The 13,940-nt window shown below is 52.1% G+C and carries 17 protein-coding genes, 1 pseudogene and 1 other annotated feature; all 18 genes and pseudogenes read right to left on the reverse strand.

Annotated features, from left to right (window positions below; translation table 11 throughout):
- Nucleotides 1-87 precede the first annotated feature (87 nt).
- Entirely contained in the window at nucleotides 88-693 is a 606-nt protein-coding gene (locus tag KP014_RS00230; RefSeq protein ID WP_036592308.1) for a class I SAM-dependent methyltransferase, read from the reverse strand.
- A 132-nt stretch (nucleotides 694-825) separates the two neighbouring features.
- Nucleotides 826-1,188, reverse strand: coding sequence for a 50S ribosomal protein L7/L12 (rplL, locus tag KP014_RS00235; RefSeq protein WP_036592301.1), 363 nt, complete (start codon nucleotides 1,186-1,188; stop codon nucleotides 826-828).
- A gap of 51 nt (nucleotides 1,189-1,239) precedes the next feature.
- The gene (gene rplJ, locus KP014_RS00240; protein ID WP_036592300.1) at nucleotides 1,240-1,743 is read right to left on the reverse strand and encodes a 50S ribosomal protein L10; all 504 of its coding nucleotides are present in this window, start codon (nucleotides 1,741-1,743) and stop codon (nucleotides 1,240-1,242) included.
- Between the two features lie 61 nt (nucleotides 1,744-1,804).
- Nucleotides 1,805-1,955 (reverse strand) — a sequence feature (ribosomal protein L10 leader region).
- Nucleotides 1,956-2,023: 68 nt separating this feature from the next.
- Nucleotides 2,024-2,716 carry a 50S ribosomal protein L1 gene (gene rplA, locus KP014_RS00245; protein ID WP_036592298.1) on the reverse strand — a complete coding sequence of 231 codons (693 nt, stop codon included), beginning with the start codon at nucleotides 2,714-2,716 and terminating at the stop codon, nucleotides 2,024-2,026.
- A gap of 84 nt (nucleotides 2,717-2,800) precedes the next feature.
- On the reverse strand, nucleotides 2,801-3,226 hold the full coding sequence (gene rplK, locus KP014_RS00250) for a 50S ribosomal protein L11 (protein ID WP_025691673.1): 426 nt from the start codon (nucleotides 3,224-3,226) through the stop codon (nucleotides 2,801-2,803).
- A gap of 70 nt (nucleotides 3,227-3,296) precedes the next feature.
- The gene (gene nusG / locus KP014_RS00255) at nucleotides 3,297-3,830 is read right to left on the reverse strand and encodes a transcription termination/antitermination protein NusG (protein ID WP_025336689.1); all 534 of its coding nucleotides are present in this window, start codon (nucleotides 3,828-3,830) and stop codon (nucleotides 3,297-3,299) included.
- A 21-nt stretch (nucleotides 3,831-3,851) separates the two neighbouring features.
- Nucleotides 3,852-4,043, reverse strand: coding sequence for a preprotein translocase subunit SecE (gene secE / locus KP014_RS00260; RefSeq protein ID WP_025691674.1), 192 nt, complete (start codon nucleotides 4,041-4,043; stop codon nucleotides 3,852-3,854).
- Nucleotides 4,044-4,064: 21 nt separating this feature from the next.
- Nucleotides 4,065-4,214 (reverse strand): 50S ribosomal protein L33, encoded by a 150-nt coding sequence (gene rpmG, locus KP014_RS00265; protein ID WP_081755001.1) that lies wholly within the window; start codon nucleotides 4,212-4,214, stop codon nucleotides 4,065-4,067.
- Nucleotides 4,215-4,618: 404 nt separating this feature from the next.
- On the reverse strand, nucleotides 4,619-5,263 hold the full coding sequence (gene sigH, locus KP014_RS00270; RefSeq protein ID WP_025691675.1) for an RNA polymerase sporulation sigma factor SigH: 645 nt from the start codon (nucleotides 5,261-5,263) through the stop codon (nucleotides 4,619-4,621).
- Between the two features lie 164 nt (nucleotides 5,264-5,427).
- Nucleotides 5,428-5,949, reverse strand: coding sequence for an NYN domain-containing protein (locus KP014_RS00275; protein ID WP_036592296.1), 522 nt, complete (start codon nucleotides 5,947-5,949; stop codon nucleotides 5,428-5,430).
- Between the two features lie 2 nt (nucleotides 5,950-5,951).
- On the reverse strand, nucleotides 5,952-6,716 hold the full coding sequence (rlmB, locus tag KP014_RS00280) for a 23S rRNA (guanosine(2251)-2'-O)-methyltransferase RlmB (RefSeq protein ID WP_036592294.1): 765 nt from the start codon (nucleotides 6,714-6,716) through the stop codon (nucleotides 5,952-5,954).
- Between the two features lie 18 nt (nucleotides 6,717-6,734).
- Nucleotides 6,735-7,145 carry a Mini-ribonuclease 3 gene (locus KP014_RS00285; protein WP_036592292.1) on the reverse strand — a complete coding sequence of 137 codons (411 nt, stop codon included), beginning with the start codon at nucleotides 7,143-7,145 and terminating at the stop codon, nucleotides 6,735-6,737.
- Entirely contained in the window at nucleotides 7,142-8,548 is a 1,407-nt protein-coding gene (gene cysS, locus KP014_RS00290) for a cysteine--tRNA ligase (protein WP_036592290.1), read from the reverse strand. The genes KP014_RS00285 and cysS overlap by 4 nt, the downstream gene beginning before the upstream one ends.
- A gap of 53 nt (nucleotides 8,549-8,601) precedes the next feature.
- Nucleotides 8,602-9,294, reverse strand: a complete 693-nt coding sequence (gene cysE / locus KP014_RS00295; RefSeq protein WP_036592288.1) for a serine O-acetyltransferase — start codon at nucleotides 9,292-9,294, stop codon at nucleotides 8,602-8,604.
- A gap of 487 nt (nucleotides 9,295-9,781) precedes the next feature.
- Nucleotides 9,782-11,245, reverse strand: a complete 1,464-nt coding sequence (gene gltX / locus KP014_RS00300) for a glutamate--tRNA ligase (protein ID WP_036592287.1) — start codon at nucleotides 11,243-11,245, stop codon at nucleotides 9,782-9,784.
- 51 nt (nucleotides 11,246-11,296) lie between these two features.
- A complete protein-coding gene (gene ispF, locus KP014_RS28515) occupies nucleotides 11,297-11,785 on the reverse strand; it encodes a 2-C-methyl-D-erythritol 2,4-cyclodiphosphate synthase (RefSeq protein WP_246590798.1) in 489 nt (162 codons plus the stop codon).
- A 12-nt stretch (nucleotides 11,786-11,797) separates the two neighbouring features.
- Nucleotides 11,798-12,478, reverse strand: a pseudogene (gene ispD, locus KP014_RS28520) (2-C-methyl-D-erythritol 4-phosphate cytidylyltransferase); the annotation flags it as partial.
- 303 nt (nucleotides 12,479-12,781) lie between these two features.
- Nucleotides 12,782-13,870, reverse strand: coding sequence for a PIN/TRAM domain-containing protein (locus KP014_RS00310; RefSeq protein WP_036592283.1), 1,089 nt, complete (start codon nucleotides 13,868-13,870; stop codon nucleotides 12,782-12,784).
- Nucleotides 13,871-13,940 lie beyond the last annotated feature (70 nt).

Below are 13,940 nucleotides of genomic sequence, written 5' to 3' on the forward strand. Positions count from 1 at the left end.
GCAAACTAAAGACATGGAGCCTATCTTAATACTGACATTTTATAATAATACCACTACCAACATCCCGTGTCAATAATGTCAGCCTATTTATTTTGTGATTTTTTCAGCTTTTAAAATTCGGTATCCTTTGTCTTTCCCAATCTCCCGCACTTCACCGAATAGACTCTCCAGCTTGGACGCCGCCGAAGGCGCGCCCTGCTTCTTTTGGATAACGACCCAGAGTGCTCCGTTTTCATTCAAATGTTCATAGGCTTCCTCAAAAATACGATGGACCACCGATTTCCCCGCACGAATGGGAGGATTGGTTAGAATAATATCAAAGATCTGTCCAGCTACTGCAGCCAGCACATCGCTTTCCATTATCTTCACATTTGAAATTCCATTCAGTTTCGCATTTTCGCGAGCCAGCTCAACTGCCCGGTTGTTAATATCAAGCATCGTCACGATTCCTCCGGGAGCCAAACGCGCAGCTGCAAGACCAATCGGCCCATAGCCGCAGCCCACATCAAGCACCGAAGATCCGTCTGGAATTTCCATGGCTTCAATCAGCGCCCGGCTGCCATAATCCACATCTCCTTTGGAGAACACGCCGGCATCGCTTGTAAATCGAAAAGTTGTGCCCCTAAGCACAGCGCTAATAACGCGTCTGTCATGACGGGCTTCCGGCTGCTGCGAGTAATAATGCTGGGACATACCCATTCCTCCCTCTTCTGGATTGCTCAGTACCCACCTTAGATCCTTGGCATACAGCAAACCCCTTGAACAAGTTCAAGGGGCTGCAATGGATGGGAGGAATCACTTCACTCCCAAGGATGTTGCTTACAATTACTTCACTTCTACAGCTGCGCCTGCTTCTTCCAACTTTGCTTTCACAGCATCTGCGTCTTCTTTGCTTACTTTTTCTTTGATCGGCTTCGGAGCGTTGTCTACCAGATCCTTGGCTTCTTTCAGACCCAGACCAGTGATTTCGCGAACAACTTTGATTACGTTGATCTTGGAGCCGCCAGCACTTGTCAGGATTACGTCGAATTCAGTTTGTTCTGCTTCAACAGCGACTGCTGCGCCGCCGCCAATTGCTACTGGAGCTGCTGCAGTTACGCCGAATTCTTCTTCGATTGCTTTAACCAGTTCGTTCAGTTCCAATACGCTCATGCCTTTGATTTCTTCCAAGATTGCTTCTTTACTCATGATTAAACCTCCAATTATATTGAAATTTTTATATTGAAATTCCGGTTTGTGTTACGCGCTTTGCTCTTCTTTGTCGGCGACAGCTTTGACTACCAGCGCGAAGTTGCGCATCGGGGCCTGAAGAACACTAAGCAGCATGGACAGCAGTCCTTCGCGGGAAGGAAGTTCTGCCAGCGCTTTGATTTGATCCGCGCCGATTACTTTGCCTTCCACAACGCCGCCTTTCAGTTTTAAAGCGTCGTTCTTTTTGGCAAAATCGTTCAAAATTTTGGCCGGTGCCACTGCGTCGTTCGCACTAAAAGCGATAGCAGTAGGACCTGTCAGAACTTCGTCCAGTTCAGTCAGCTCAGCCGCAGCGGTTGCGCGGCGAAGCAGCGTGTTCTTAAGAACTTGGAATTCAACGCCCGCTTCGCGAAGCTGCTTGCGCAGTTCGGTTACTTGGGAAACGTTCAATCCGCGGTAGTCCGCAACAACAGTCGTGATGCTGTTTTGCAGTTTGCCGGTAACGACATCAACCGCTTCCTGTTTAGCTTCAATTACTTTAGCATTTGCCAATGATTACACCTCCTGATATTTTATACAGCGTGCTTTTAACGAAAAGCTCCGCCGATCCTACGCAGGCATTAGAAAAGCCTCCGCAGATTCACGAAGGCTTGATAAAACGGTAGGAACACGGCATCACCGTTTCCTTTGTTTCTATCATAACACCTCGGTAGGGAATTAAGCCTTGCGGCACCTACTGTCTACGGCAAGCATATTCAAAGTCAAGTTGAAGACCTTAACTCATCACAACTGTTATAGATTATCAAAGATTGTCCCGAGAGTCAATCCTGAATTATCTGTAAGAAGCTGTGCTTACACGAGCGCTTGGTCCCATAGTCGAAGATACGGCGATGCCTTTGAGGTATACCCCTTTGGCTGCAGCCGGTTTCGCACGGTTCAACGCATCGATAAGTGCTTTAAGGTTCTCGTTCAGTTGAGCAGCATCAAAGGACACTTTGCCGATTGGCGCGTGAATTTGACCCGCTTTGTCCAGACGGTACTCGATTTTACCGGCTTTGATTTCTTGAACAGCCTTGGCAACATCGAATGTAACCGTGCCGGCTTTAGGGTTAGGCATAAGGCCTTTACCGCCGAGCAGACGGCCCAATTTACCGACTTCACTCATCATATCAGGTGTAGCTACGCAGACGTCGAACTCGAACCAGCCTTGTTGGATTTTGTTGATCATATCTTGATCGCCAACAAAATCGGCGCCAGCCGCTTCCGCTTCCTTCGCTTTGTCACCTTTCGCAAATACAAGCACGCGCTGGGTTTTGCCTGTGCCATGAGGCAGGACAACAACGCCGCGAACGGCTTGGTCTTGTTTACGAGGGTCTACGCCCAGACGGACAGCCGCTTCAACGGTTTCGTCGAATTTGGCAGTTGCCGCCTTCTTCACAAGCTCAACGGCTTCCGAAGGCTCGTAAGTTGCTTCGCTGTCAACCAGCTTGGCAGCTTCCAGGTATTTCTTACCATGTTTAGCCATGAAAATGTTCCTCCTTTGTGGTATTAGCGGAATATCCTCCCACATAATGAGGTCTCTAAGAGACCCGTCTGCACGAAGTCGAAATTAGTCTTCGATCGTGATGCCCATGCTGCGGGCAGTTCCTTCAACCATACGCATAGCCGCTTCCACGGATGCAGCGTTCAGGTCAGGCATTTTTTGCTCGGCGATTTCACGCACTGCGGCGCGGTTCAGCTTTGCAACTTTTTTCTTGTTCGGTTCGCCGGAGCCTTTTTCTACTTTCGCAGCGATGCGGAGCAGAACAGCAGCCGGAGGAGTTTTGGTGATGAACGTAAAGGAACGATCCTCGAATACCGTGATTTCAACCGGAATAATCAGACCGGCTTGGTCGGCGGTACGGGCGTTGAATTCCTTACAGAATGCCATGATGTTGACACCTGCTTGACCAAGCGCCGGACCTACCGGAGGCGCAGGGTTCGCTTTCCCTGCAGGAATCTGCAGTTTCACCATCTTGATAACTTTTTTAGCCATGAGTGACACCTCCTTGACTTAAATACTGGACTTCGAACGGCAAGCCGTTCGTTCACAAGAAACCCTTGTGTTATATTTTCTCCACTTGAGTGAAATCCAACTCCAGCGGGGTTTCTCTTCCAAACATGTTCACATGAACCTTGATCTTGCTCTTGTCAGCCAAAATTTCTTCCACGGAGCCCACAAAATTCGCAAAAGGACCAACCATAATGCGTACGGATTCCTTGATTTCGAAATCGATCTTCGGTTTCGGCTCAACCATGCCCATATGCTTCAGAATTTGCTCAACCTCTTCCGGAAGCAATGCGGTTGGCTTGGAACCCGAACCCGTCGAACCTACGAATCCCGTAACGCCCGGCGTGTTGCGGACAACATACCAGGAATCATCCGTCTGAATCATTTCCACCAAAACATAACCGGGGTAAACTTTACGCATGACGGCCTTCTTCTTGCCGTCTTTGTTTACCACTTCTTCTTCCATAGGAACAAGAACGCGGAATATTTTGTCTTCCATGCCCATGGACTCAACGCGCTTTTCCAAATTGGCTTTGACCTTGTTCTCATACCCAGAGTAGGTATGAACGACGTACCATCTTTTTTCCATATCAAGCCACCTGGGACCTCTCTAAATAATCGCTTCGATCACAGCGGAAATACCGATGTCCAGAACCCAGAAATAAAGCGCGACAACTACGATTGTACCTAGAACGATCAATGTATAGTTGGTTAGTTCTTTACGACTGGGCCATCGAACCTTCTTAAGTTCAGTCCAGCTCTCAGTGAAAAAGGAAAACAAAGACTTAAAACTGCGTTTCACGCCGACTACACCTCCAACAAACTATCTAGTTTCGCGATGAGGAGTTTGCGCGTTGCAAAACTTGCAAAACTTCTTCAACTCCATGCGGTCGGGATGATTACGCTTGTTTTTGGTCGTCGCGTAGTTTCTTTGTTTGCAACTTGTACAAGCCAAAGTGATAATTACCCGCATGCTGTGCACCTCCCGAAACGTCCTCTCGATTCGCAGAACCGAAAGACGCAAAAATTGATCCCATGAAAAAACGGCTGACCGTTCTTTTCGTGGATGGCATCTCTTTTTCAAAACATAATCAAAGCTCCAGCCAAAAGCCTCAACTTTGTTTATATTCAAAAAAAGCCGCGAATTTGGGCCTACCTAAAACACTTTATCATAACGCCAAGCCCAATGTCAACGAAAATTCCCGCATTTCTGAAACAACTTGTCCAAGCGTGTCCGCATTCCTTATTCTCCAGCTTTCACTTGCATCCGCCGGTCTGATATCTAGTATTATATATTTCCGCCATAGTTAAACCATCCGACAGTTCTCCAATTAAAAAAAGACTCGTATACGAGCCTTTCCGGTTCATATTATATCACTAATTGTCACGCACTTCCAGATATCTTTCCAGTTTCCGCTTTACCCGCTGCAGAGCGTTGTCAATCGACTTCACATGCCGCTTCAAATCCTCGGCGATTTCCTGATAGGATCGTCCATCGAGATAGAGCATCAGCACTTTACGCTCTAAATCGCTGAGAATTTCGGCCATCTTGTCCTCAAGTCCGATGAATTCCTCCTGATTGATAATCAGTTCTTCGGGGTCCAGCACCTGCGAGCCGCAAATGACGTCCATCAGAGTACGATCCGAATCCTCATCATAAATCGGCTTGTCCAAAGAGACGTAAGAATTAAGCGGAATATGCTTCTGGCGTGTGGCCGTCTTGATGGCTGTAATAATCTGCCGGGTAATACACAGCTCGGCAAACGCCTTGAACGAAGACAACTTGTCGCCCTTAAAATCACGAATCGCCTTATAAAGGCCGATCATGCCTTCCTGCACAATATCCTCGCGATCCGCTCCGATCAGAAAATAGGACCGGGCCTTCGCGCGCACAAAATTGCGGTATTTGTTGATCAGATGTTCCAACGCGCCACCGTCACCGCTTCGAAAAGCTTCGACGATGTCTTCATCGCTTATGAATTCATACTCGGAAAGCACTAGTTCCTTGAGGTCGACACTCACCAAGAATCCCCCCGGCTGCAACGCAGGACGCATCGTTACTTCGTGAAATATACGAACAGTATATATTACGTTACCTTACACCGTCAATAACCGTTTAACCAAGTATCGATCATCAATAACATAAAATTACAGTTTTCCGGAGCTTCTCTAACATGTCCGGATACTTATTGTCTTCGCCAATCTTCCAGCCGGCTGCGCACTTCGGGCGGCAACTTGTCCTCAAGGGTGTGCCGGGAGGAGCGGGGGTTTCGCGGTTCGATTGTCTTTTTGACCTCCCGCTGCATTTCTTCCACTTCCAGCCGGAGCTCCCTGGCCGAAACGCGCAGGGCTCCCTGCGCAAAAATAACATGCTGCTCGGTAGAATCGCTGGTGGCCACATAAATCTGCCGGCGGCGGTGGCTATACTCTCCGACCAGCCGCTCGATGCACTCATCCGCCGTTTCTTTTTCCTTCGTGAAATAGACTTGAACTTTGCCCTGGACAAAAGAACGGCCGAGGCCCGGCACCCGATAGGCGTCGAACACGGCGATGACCCGCCGCCCCGAGTAGGCCTGATAATCGGCGAGCAAATCGAGCAGCCGGTCACGAGCTTCCTGCATGCCGGTCTGGGAAAGCGCGGCGAGCTCCGGCCAGTCGCCGATTATATTATATCCGTCCACCAGCAACACATCGCGCAGGTCCCTCATCGCTATTCCGGTCTGCGACGGCGCCGCAGCACCTCGTACATAATGACGCCCGCGGCTACGGAAGCATTGAGTGAGTTAATTCTACCAACCATCGGAAGCTTCAGCAGCATATCGCATTTTTCGCGGATCAGCCGGCCCATGCCCTTGCTCTCGTTCCCGATCACTACCGCAACCGGACCGGTAAAGATATCGGAGCCGAACAAATCCTGATCCGTATTGACATCCGTTCCGACAACCCAAATTCCAAGCTCTTTCAGCCGGTCAATTGTCTGCCCCAGGTTCGTTACCCGTGCAACGGGCACATATTCCACCGCACCGGCAGAAGTCCTCGATACCGTGGCTGTTATTTGCGCAGAACGCCGTTTAGGCACAATCACACCGTGCACCCCGGTGCAATCGGCGCTGCGGAGGATTGAACCAAGGTTATGCGGATCTTCTATTTCGTCCAGAAGCAGCAGGAACGGAGGCTCCCCCTTAGCTTCGGCGGCCGCCAACAGATCCTCGACTTCCGCGTAGGCGTAAGGAGCGGCCTGGGCAACCACTCCCTGATGCTGCAATCCGGGAGCGAGCTGGTCCAGCTTGCGTTTGTCCACATGCTGGATAATGACGCCCGCCTGACGGGCCTCGGCCACAATGGGAGCCGTCAGCGCTTTTTGCGCGTTCTCCGCAATCCATATTTTATTAAGAGTCCGGCCTGCGCGCAGCGCTTCAAGCACTGAATGCTTGCCGGCCAATATTTCTTCGCTATTATCGTAATCTTCAACCATAGTTGTATCCTCCCGGTTCTAACTTTCCATTTGCTGAATGCCGCTGTGTATCAATTCCTGCAGCCTTGCCTGCTGCCCCGTGTAATAAAGATAGCCGATCAGGCATTCGAAGGCCGTGGCGTAGCGGTACTCCAGCACATCGGCATTTTTCGGTATGGTGCCTGACTTAGCGTTGCGTCCCTGCCGAATGATGTCCTTCTCTTCATCCGTAAGCTCCGGTTCCAACAAATTTAGAATCTTGCTCTGCGCTTTGGCCGACACGAAACCGGTCGCAGCGCGGTGAAGATGATTTGGGCGCAGGTTGGGACGCGAAATGAGATACTGCCGTACCGCCACCTCATAAATCGCGTCTCCGATATAGGCCAGCACAATAGGCGAAATCAGCTTGACCGGCTTGGAAGGCGAATAAGGAAACCAGCCTTCGCTCATTTGCGCTTCCACCGCATTCCCTGCGGAGTGTCTTCCAGCACAATACCCATTCCGTTTAAAATATCGCGAATTTCATCGGCCCGGCTCCAGTTCTTCGCTTTCCGCGCTTCCACGCGCTCCTCGATCAGGCGCTCTATTTCGTCGTCGGCGTCCTCTTCTTCCGTTTCGGGAACAAGCCGAAGCACGGCGTTCATCTCTTCAAAAGCCTTCAGCAGCGCAGCCAGATCGGCCGCTGGCAGATTATTGTCCGCCATTGCCAAATTGGCTGCGTTCACCCATTCGAATACGGCCGTAATTGCGTCCGGCGTGTTGAAATCGTCCTGCATTTTTTCATGATACTGCTTCAAAATGGCCTCAAGCTTAGCCGAGAGATCTTCACTCGCTCCTCCTGCGGCGTCGCCTCCTGCCAAATCTAGGCGGTACTTGACGTTTCCTGCGGCGCTTGCTATACGTTCAACGCTTTTCTCCGCGGACTGCAGCGACTCTTCGCCGAAGTTCAGCGGGTTCCGGTAATGCGTCGCGAGCATGAAGTAGCGGATCGCCCCCGCTTTGTAGCGGCTGAGGAAATCCTTGACGAGCAGACCGTTGCCGAGTGATTTCGACATTTTTTCATCGCCGATGTTGAGAAAGCCGTTATGCATCCAATAATTCGAGAGCGGCTTGCCGGTCAGCGCCTCGCTCTGCGCGCATTCGCATTCATGATGCGGAAAGGTCAAATCCTGCCCGCCGCCATGGATATCGATGGTATCGCCTAAAAATTCGCGCACCATCGCCGAGCACTCGATATGCCAGCCGGGGCGTCCGTCTCCCCATGGGCTGTGCCAGAAGATCTCACCTGGCTTCGCTCCTTTCCACAGTACGAAGTCTTCAGGATTCTCCTTGCGCGAATCGACTTCAACGCGTATGCCGAACTGAAGCTCCTCCAGGTTCTGTCGGGACAGCTTGCCGTAGCTCTCAAATTTGGCGGTGCGGTAGAAGACATCCCCGCCGCTTTCGTAGGCATAGCCTTTATCCACCAATTCTTTGATAAATTCGATAATCAGATCCATGCTCTGCGTTACGCGCGGATTCCGGGTTGCCCGCCGCACGCCGAGCCCCTCGTTATCCTTCAAGAAAGCCTCAATAAACATTTCGGCCATTTCGGGCACGGTCATGTTCATCTCCTCGGCCTTGCGAATCAGCTTGTCGTCCACATCCGTAAAGTTGACCACATAATCGACTTCGTTGCCGAGCTGCTCAAGATAGCTGCGAACGATATCGAACACGATGACCGGCCTCGCATTTCCGATATGGATGTATCCGTATACGGTCGGACCGCATACATACATTTTGACTTTGCCCGGGACAAGTGGAATGAATTCCTCCTTGCTCCGTGATAATGTATTGTAAATAGTGAGCGCCATACTGCTCAATCCTTTCTCGCTCGGCCTTTTCAGGGCCGTCGCCAGTTGCCTGGTTAAATTTCGTAATCTCCGAAATACTGCTCGCTTTCCAGCCGGCGCTGCTCCGCCTTTTGCCCGTCTTCCCCGCCGATCTGCTGGCGCAGCTCTTCGATTTCTTTTTGCAGAAAACGCAAGGAATCGATAACCGGATCGGGCAGCTTCGTATGATCCAGTCTGTCTCTTACCCGCTCTCCGTTGCGCTTCACGATGCGGCCGGGATTGCCCACAACCGTACTGTTGTCCGGCACTTCCCGCAGCACGACCGAGTTCGAGCCGACATTGCAGTTATCTCCAATCCGGAATGAACCGAGCACTTTGGCACCGGAGCCGATAACCACATTATTGCCAACGGTTGGATGGCGCTTCCCTTTCTCTTTACCCGTTCCTCCCAGTGTGACCCCCTGGTAGATGATAACATCGTCGCCAATCTCGCAAGTTTCTCCAATAACCACGCCCATACCGTGATCGATGAACATTCTCCTGCCTATACGCGCGCCGGGATGAATCTCAATACCCGTCATAAACCGGCTGAATTGCGACACCATGCGCGCCACCGTAAACCATTCGCGTCTGTATAAGCGATGGGCAATCCGGTGAGCCCAGATCGCATGCAGACCGGCATAAGTAAAGAAGACCTCGAACCGGTTGCGGGCCGCAGGATCATTGTCAAGCACGACCTGAATGTCCGATTTGATATGCTCAAACATCGCGGTTCCCCCTCCATGCTTCCTCGCCTCCTGTTGTCAGGCAGAGCGAAGAAGTTAATCCGCTATTTCTGTGATCTCTATAAGCGGCCGCTGCAGTCTCTTATATTTCAACAAAAAACGCCCCTGCAGCATAAAGCTGCAGAGACGTCGTCGCGCGGTCCCACTCTGCTTGGACAATGGGCTCCCCGCCTTAAAAACGGCAGGTTCCTTGTCCCCCTCAGCATCCGTAACGGTGATGTTTCCGGCGCGGCCTAACGGTGCCTATTACCAGCAACCGCTCAACCGCACAGCTCACAGGCGCATTTTCCACGGTGTGCCATGAATAACTTCCAGCCTGAAAAGGCAGGCCTTTTCGCGGTTATTCTCTCTGTAAATGGCTGTTATACGTGTACTTCTCCTGATCACAGCTTTTTCGATTATTTTCTATCTTATATCTTAGCGAAAAGCGCAAGGACTGACAAGGGCATTTGCCTATTCCCCAGGCCTTTTAGGCCCCTTTTATCTGCGCCTTGAGACGATCGATGACACGGCTGCGTCCGATGAGGGCAATGGTCGCATTAAGGTCGCGCCCGTGCGTCTGTCCGGTTACAGCGACACGGATCGGCATAAACAGCGCTTTGCCCTTGTTCCCCGTCTCCTTCTGCACTTCCTTAATTAGTGCCCCGATTGCAGCTGGCGTAAACTCCCCAGCCGCTTCAACCTTCGCCAAAAAGGCCGAAAGCACCGCCGGCACTTGGCTTTCTGACAGGATTGACGCCGCTTCCGCATCCAGTTCCAGGTGGGTACGGAAGAAAATTTCCGACAGATCGACAATATCCGAAGCTGCCACCATCTGCTCCTGATAAAGAGTGACAAGGCTTTCCGCCCACGCGCGCTGCTCATCGCTAAGCTCCGCAGGCAGTCTTCCGGCCTTTTGCAAATGGGGGATAGCCAGATCGGCAATCCGCTGCGGATCGGCATGCTTGATATAATGATTGTTCAAATGCGCCAGCTTGTTCGTATCGAATACGGCCGGACTCTTGGACAGGCGGTCGGCATTAAAGATAGAGATCAGCTCTTCTTTGCTGAAAATCTCTTCCTCCCCTTCCGGCGACCAGCCCAGAAGTGCAATAAAGTTGAACAGCGCTTCCGGCAAGTAGCCCAGATCCTCGTACTGCGAGATGAACTGGATAATCGATTCATTGCGCTTGCTGAGTTTCTTATGGTCTTCACCGACAATCAGGGTCATATGTCCGAACAACGGCGCTTCCCATCCGAGGGCTTCATATATCATAAGCTGGCGGGGAGTGTTGGAGATATGGTCTTCACCGCGCAGCACATGGGTAATCTCCATTAAATGGTCATCAACGGCCACAGCGAAGTTATATGTTGGAATTCCGTCTCTTTTTACTATGACAAAATCGCCCATTTCCGTTGTCTGGAAGGAGATTGGACCCTTGACGATATCATTAAAGGAATAGGTCCGGTCTTCCGGAACACGGAACCGGATGCTCGCGACGCGGCCTTCCTGTTCAAAAGCGGCACGCTGCTCATCGGTCAGATTGCGGTGCTTGCCGGAATAACGGGGCGTCTCTCCCCGGGCTAGCTGCTCCTCGCGCTCCGCTTCAAGTTCTTCTTCCGTGCAATAGCAGCGGTAAGCCAGCCCACGGTCAATAAGATCCTGCCAGTATACACGGTACAGATCGAGCCGTTCCGTCTGGCGGTATGGACCGTATTCGCCGCCGACATCTATGCTCTCGTCCCAATCGATGCCCAGCCATTTCAAATATTTCAGCTGGCTTTCTTCCCCGCCGGCGATATTGCGCTTCACATCCGTATCCTCAATCCGGATAATAAATTTGCCGCCTTGGTTCCGGGCGTACAAATAATTGAATAAAGCCGTTCTGGCATTGCCGATATGTAAATGTCCCGTAGGGCTTGGCGCATAGCGCACCCGGACTTGATCTCCCATTTTATTTCCTCCGCTCTTTCATTTCGTTGATTCGCTCTACTTGCAGTCATCTCATGATGATAGCATATTTTGGAGCAGGCAGACAATAGATTGAGCCGCGATGCCTTCGCCCCGTCCGGTGAAGCCTAGCTGCTCTGTCGTGGTCGCCTTTACATTGACCTGAGACGGCTCCGCCTCCAGCGCCCGGGCGATAATCTCCGTCATTTGCGGAATATAGGGCGCCATCTTCGGTTTCTGGGCGATAATGGTGGAATCGATATTTCCCAGCCGGTAGCCGCGCTCCTTGGCCAGCCCCCAGACATGCTCCAGCAGCTTCAGGCTGTCCGCATCCTTGAAGGTGGGGTCCGTGTCGGGAAAATGCCGGCCGATGTCGCCGAGCCCCAAGGCGCCTAGAATGGCGTCGCTGATCGCGTGCAGCAGCACATCGGCGTCCGAATGGCCAAGCAGCCCTTTCTCATACGGAATCGTTACTCCTCCTATGATGCACGGCCGTCCTTCGACCAGCTGATGCACGTCAAATCCTTGTCCTACAGCGATCATGCTTGTCCCTCTCTCTGTGGTTACTGTAAATTCCGCATACTCCAAATCATCGGGCGTTGTAATTTTAATATTGCTGTAGCTTCCTTCGACTACAGCTACCGGTATCCCGGCCCGCTCGGCCAGGCTGGAATCGTCGGTGCCGACGAACCCTTCCTGGTCTGCCGCTTCATAGGCCGCGCGAAGCTGTGACAGACGAAAAGTCTGCGGGGTCTGGATCGCCCACAGACTGCGCCGGTCCGGCGTGGAGAGCACTCTTCCCCGCGCGTCTACCTGCTTGATCGTGTCCTTGACCGGAACGGCAAGGACGGACGCGCCCGTCCGCTCCGCTTCTTCGTAGCAGGCGTCTATATCAGAAGGACGCACAAACGGCCGGACTCCGTCATGGACCATTACCCATTCCGTACTTAGCCGTTCCAGTCCCCGGTATACAGAATGCTGCCGCTCGGCGCCTCCGGCTACGATGTCTTTTACTTTGCTCAGCCCGTATTCAACGCACCATTTCCGGCAGCGTTCCATATCCTCCACTCCGGTAACGAGCACAATCTCCGAGATCCGTTCGTGCTGCTGGAACACTTCCAGCGTATGCACGACGATTGGCCTGCCCTGCAGCAGCAGATACTGTTTGCTTTCTTCCGTTCCCATACGCGTTCCTCTGCCTGCCGCCACAACGACGACGCCGACACTGTTTGCCATTCTTGTAAGCTCCTGTCCTTGGTTCCGAGTTCCCCGCTCGTGCATCAATAAACTTCGCAGCAACAACACTCACCTGACGGGTTATTTCACTTATATCCCCATCATAGCGTGTTTGTCCGGCTTTTCCAAGCCTGGCGGCGCTTTGGAAGGCTGCTCTTAACGACCGAGACGGGGCAAGCGCAGAAGGAGAATCGAGGTACGGACAAAGCCGCAGGAGAAGGGGGAACGTACGAAGAACAGAGTACTCAGCCTTACGAACACAAAGAAGGCGTTCAAACGGTTCTCCGTTTAAACGCCCCGGCGCTATTGCGCTTTTTCCAGAAGCTTCGGCTTCGCAAAAATCATCCGCCCCGCCGACGTCTGCAGTACGCTGGTCACAAGCACTTCCATCGTGCTGCCGATAAATTCGCGGCCGCCTTCCACGACGATCATGGTACCGTCATCCAGATAGGCGACCCCCTGTCCGTGCTCCTTGCCATCCTTAATTACCTGGACGATAATCTCCTCGCCCGGCAGCACCACCGGCTTCACCGCGTTCGCCAGGTCATTGATATTCAGCACAGAAACGCCTTGCAGCTCGCACACCTTGTTCAAATTGAAATCATTGGTTACGACTTTGCCATGCAGCACCTTCGCCAGCTTCACCAGCTTGCTGTCCACCTCGGAGATTTCCTCGAAATCCCCCTCGTATATCAGCACCTTAACGTCCAGCTCTTTTTGTATTTTATTGAGAATGTCCAGACCCCGGCGGCCCCTGTTGCGCTTGAGCAGATCGGATGAGTCGGCAATATGCTGCAGTTCCTCCAGCACAAATTCAGGGATGACGATCGTTCCCTCGATGAATCCCGTCTTGCAAATATCCGCGATCCGTCCGTCAATAATGACGCTGGTATCAAGAATTTTATGTTCCTCCGGCCCGGGGGCTTCCGGCTCCGCAGCTTGTCCGAATCTTCCGGTTGCCCAGAGCGCCCCCAGCTCCCTCTTCTTTTCAAGACCGATTCGCAGTCCCAAGTACCCCAAGCCAGCCGTAACAGGCACCTGAAGGAGCTCGCCCGCTTTCCCCAGCCATGTCATGCAAGGATAGAGCAGCAGCGCCAGCAGCAATCCTCCCAGCAGCCCCGCCGTTCCGGCAGCCAATTCATCCATCGGCACCTGAGAGCAGTACCGCACCGCCTCCCGCAGTCTTGCCTCCGCCCAATCTGCGCATAACGCCACCGCGAACAAAAAAATAATGGCACCCAGAACCGCAAACAAAAGACTTCCTTCGATCGGCAGGCTGTTTCCCAGCCTGGTCATGCCTTCCGGAAAATCCTGCTCTGCGGCATGATACAGCGAGTAGCCCGAAAAGCCTCCGCATAATGCGGCAAATAATAAAATCCATTTTTTCCACATGGTTTACGCACCTCCCTTAATCTCACGCCTATCCCCCAGTATGTTCCAATTTCCGGGAAGGTAATCGTAG

Source organism: Paenibacillus sophorae (assembly GCF_018966525.1).
In the GTDB taxonomy this organism is placed as follows: domain Bacteria; phylum Bacillota; class Bacilli; order Paenibacillales; family Paenibacillaceae; genus Paenibacillus_AQ; species Paenibacillus_AQ sophorae.

Excerpts from the sequence above, each read along its gene's own strand:
- KP014_RS00230 (WP_036592308.1), bottom strand. The coding sequence starts at position 693 with ATGTCCCAGCATTATTACTCGCAGCAGCCGGAAGCCCGTCATGACAGA.
- cysE (WP_036592288.1), bottom strand. The coding sequence starts at position 9,294 with ATGTTTGAGCATATCAAATCGGACATTCAGGTCGTGCTTGACAATGAT.
- nusG (WP_025336689.1), bottom strand. The coding sequence starts at position 3,830 with ATGGAAAAAAGATGGTACGTCGTTCATACCTACTCTGGGTATGAGAAC.
- ispF (WP_246590798.1), bottom strand. The coding sequence starts at position 11,785 with ATGATCGCTGTAGGACAAGGATTTGACGTGCATCAGCTGGTCGAAGGA.
- rplA (WP_036592298.1), bottom strand. The coding sequence starts at position 2,716 with ATGGCTAAACATGGTAAGAAATACCTGGAAGCTGCCAAGCTGGTTGAC.
- KP014_RS00285 (WP_036592292.1), bottom strand. The coding sequence starts at position 7,145 with ATGAGCGAAGGCTGGTTTCCTTATTCGCCTTCCAAGCCGGTCAAGCTG.
- cysS (WP_036592290.1), bottom strand. The coding sequence starts at position 8,548 with ATGGCGCTCACTATTTACAATACATTATCACGGAGCAAGGAGGAATTC.
- rplL (WP_036592301.1), bottom strand. The coding sequence starts at position 1,188 with ATGAGTAAAGAAGCAATCTTGGAAGAAATCAAAGGCATGAGCGTATTG.
- rplK (WP_025691673.1), bottom strand. The coding sequence starts at position 3,226 with ATGGCTAAAAAAGTTATCAAGATGGTGAAACTGCAGATTCCTGCAGGG.
- KP014_RS00275 (WP_036592296.1), bottom strand. The coding sequence starts at position 5,949 with ATGAGGGACCTGCGCGATGTGTTGCTGGTGGACGGATATAATATAATC.
- KP014_RS00310 (WP_036592283.1), bottom strand. The coding sequence starts at position 13,870 with ATGTGGAAAAAATGGATTTTATTATTTGCCGCATTATGCGGAGGCTTT.
- rpmG (WP_081755001.1), bottom strand. The coding sequence starts at position 4,214 with ATGCGGGTAATTATCACTTTGGCTTGTACAAGTTGCAAACAAAGAAAC.
- gltX (WP_036592287.1), bottom strand. The coding sequence starts at position 11,245 with ATGGGAGATCAAGTCCGGGTGCGCTATGCGCCAAGCCCTACGGGACAT.
- rlmB (WP_036592294.1), bottom strand. The coding sequence starts at position 6,716 with ATGGTTGAAGATTACGATAATAGCGAAGAAATATTGGCCGGCAAGCAT.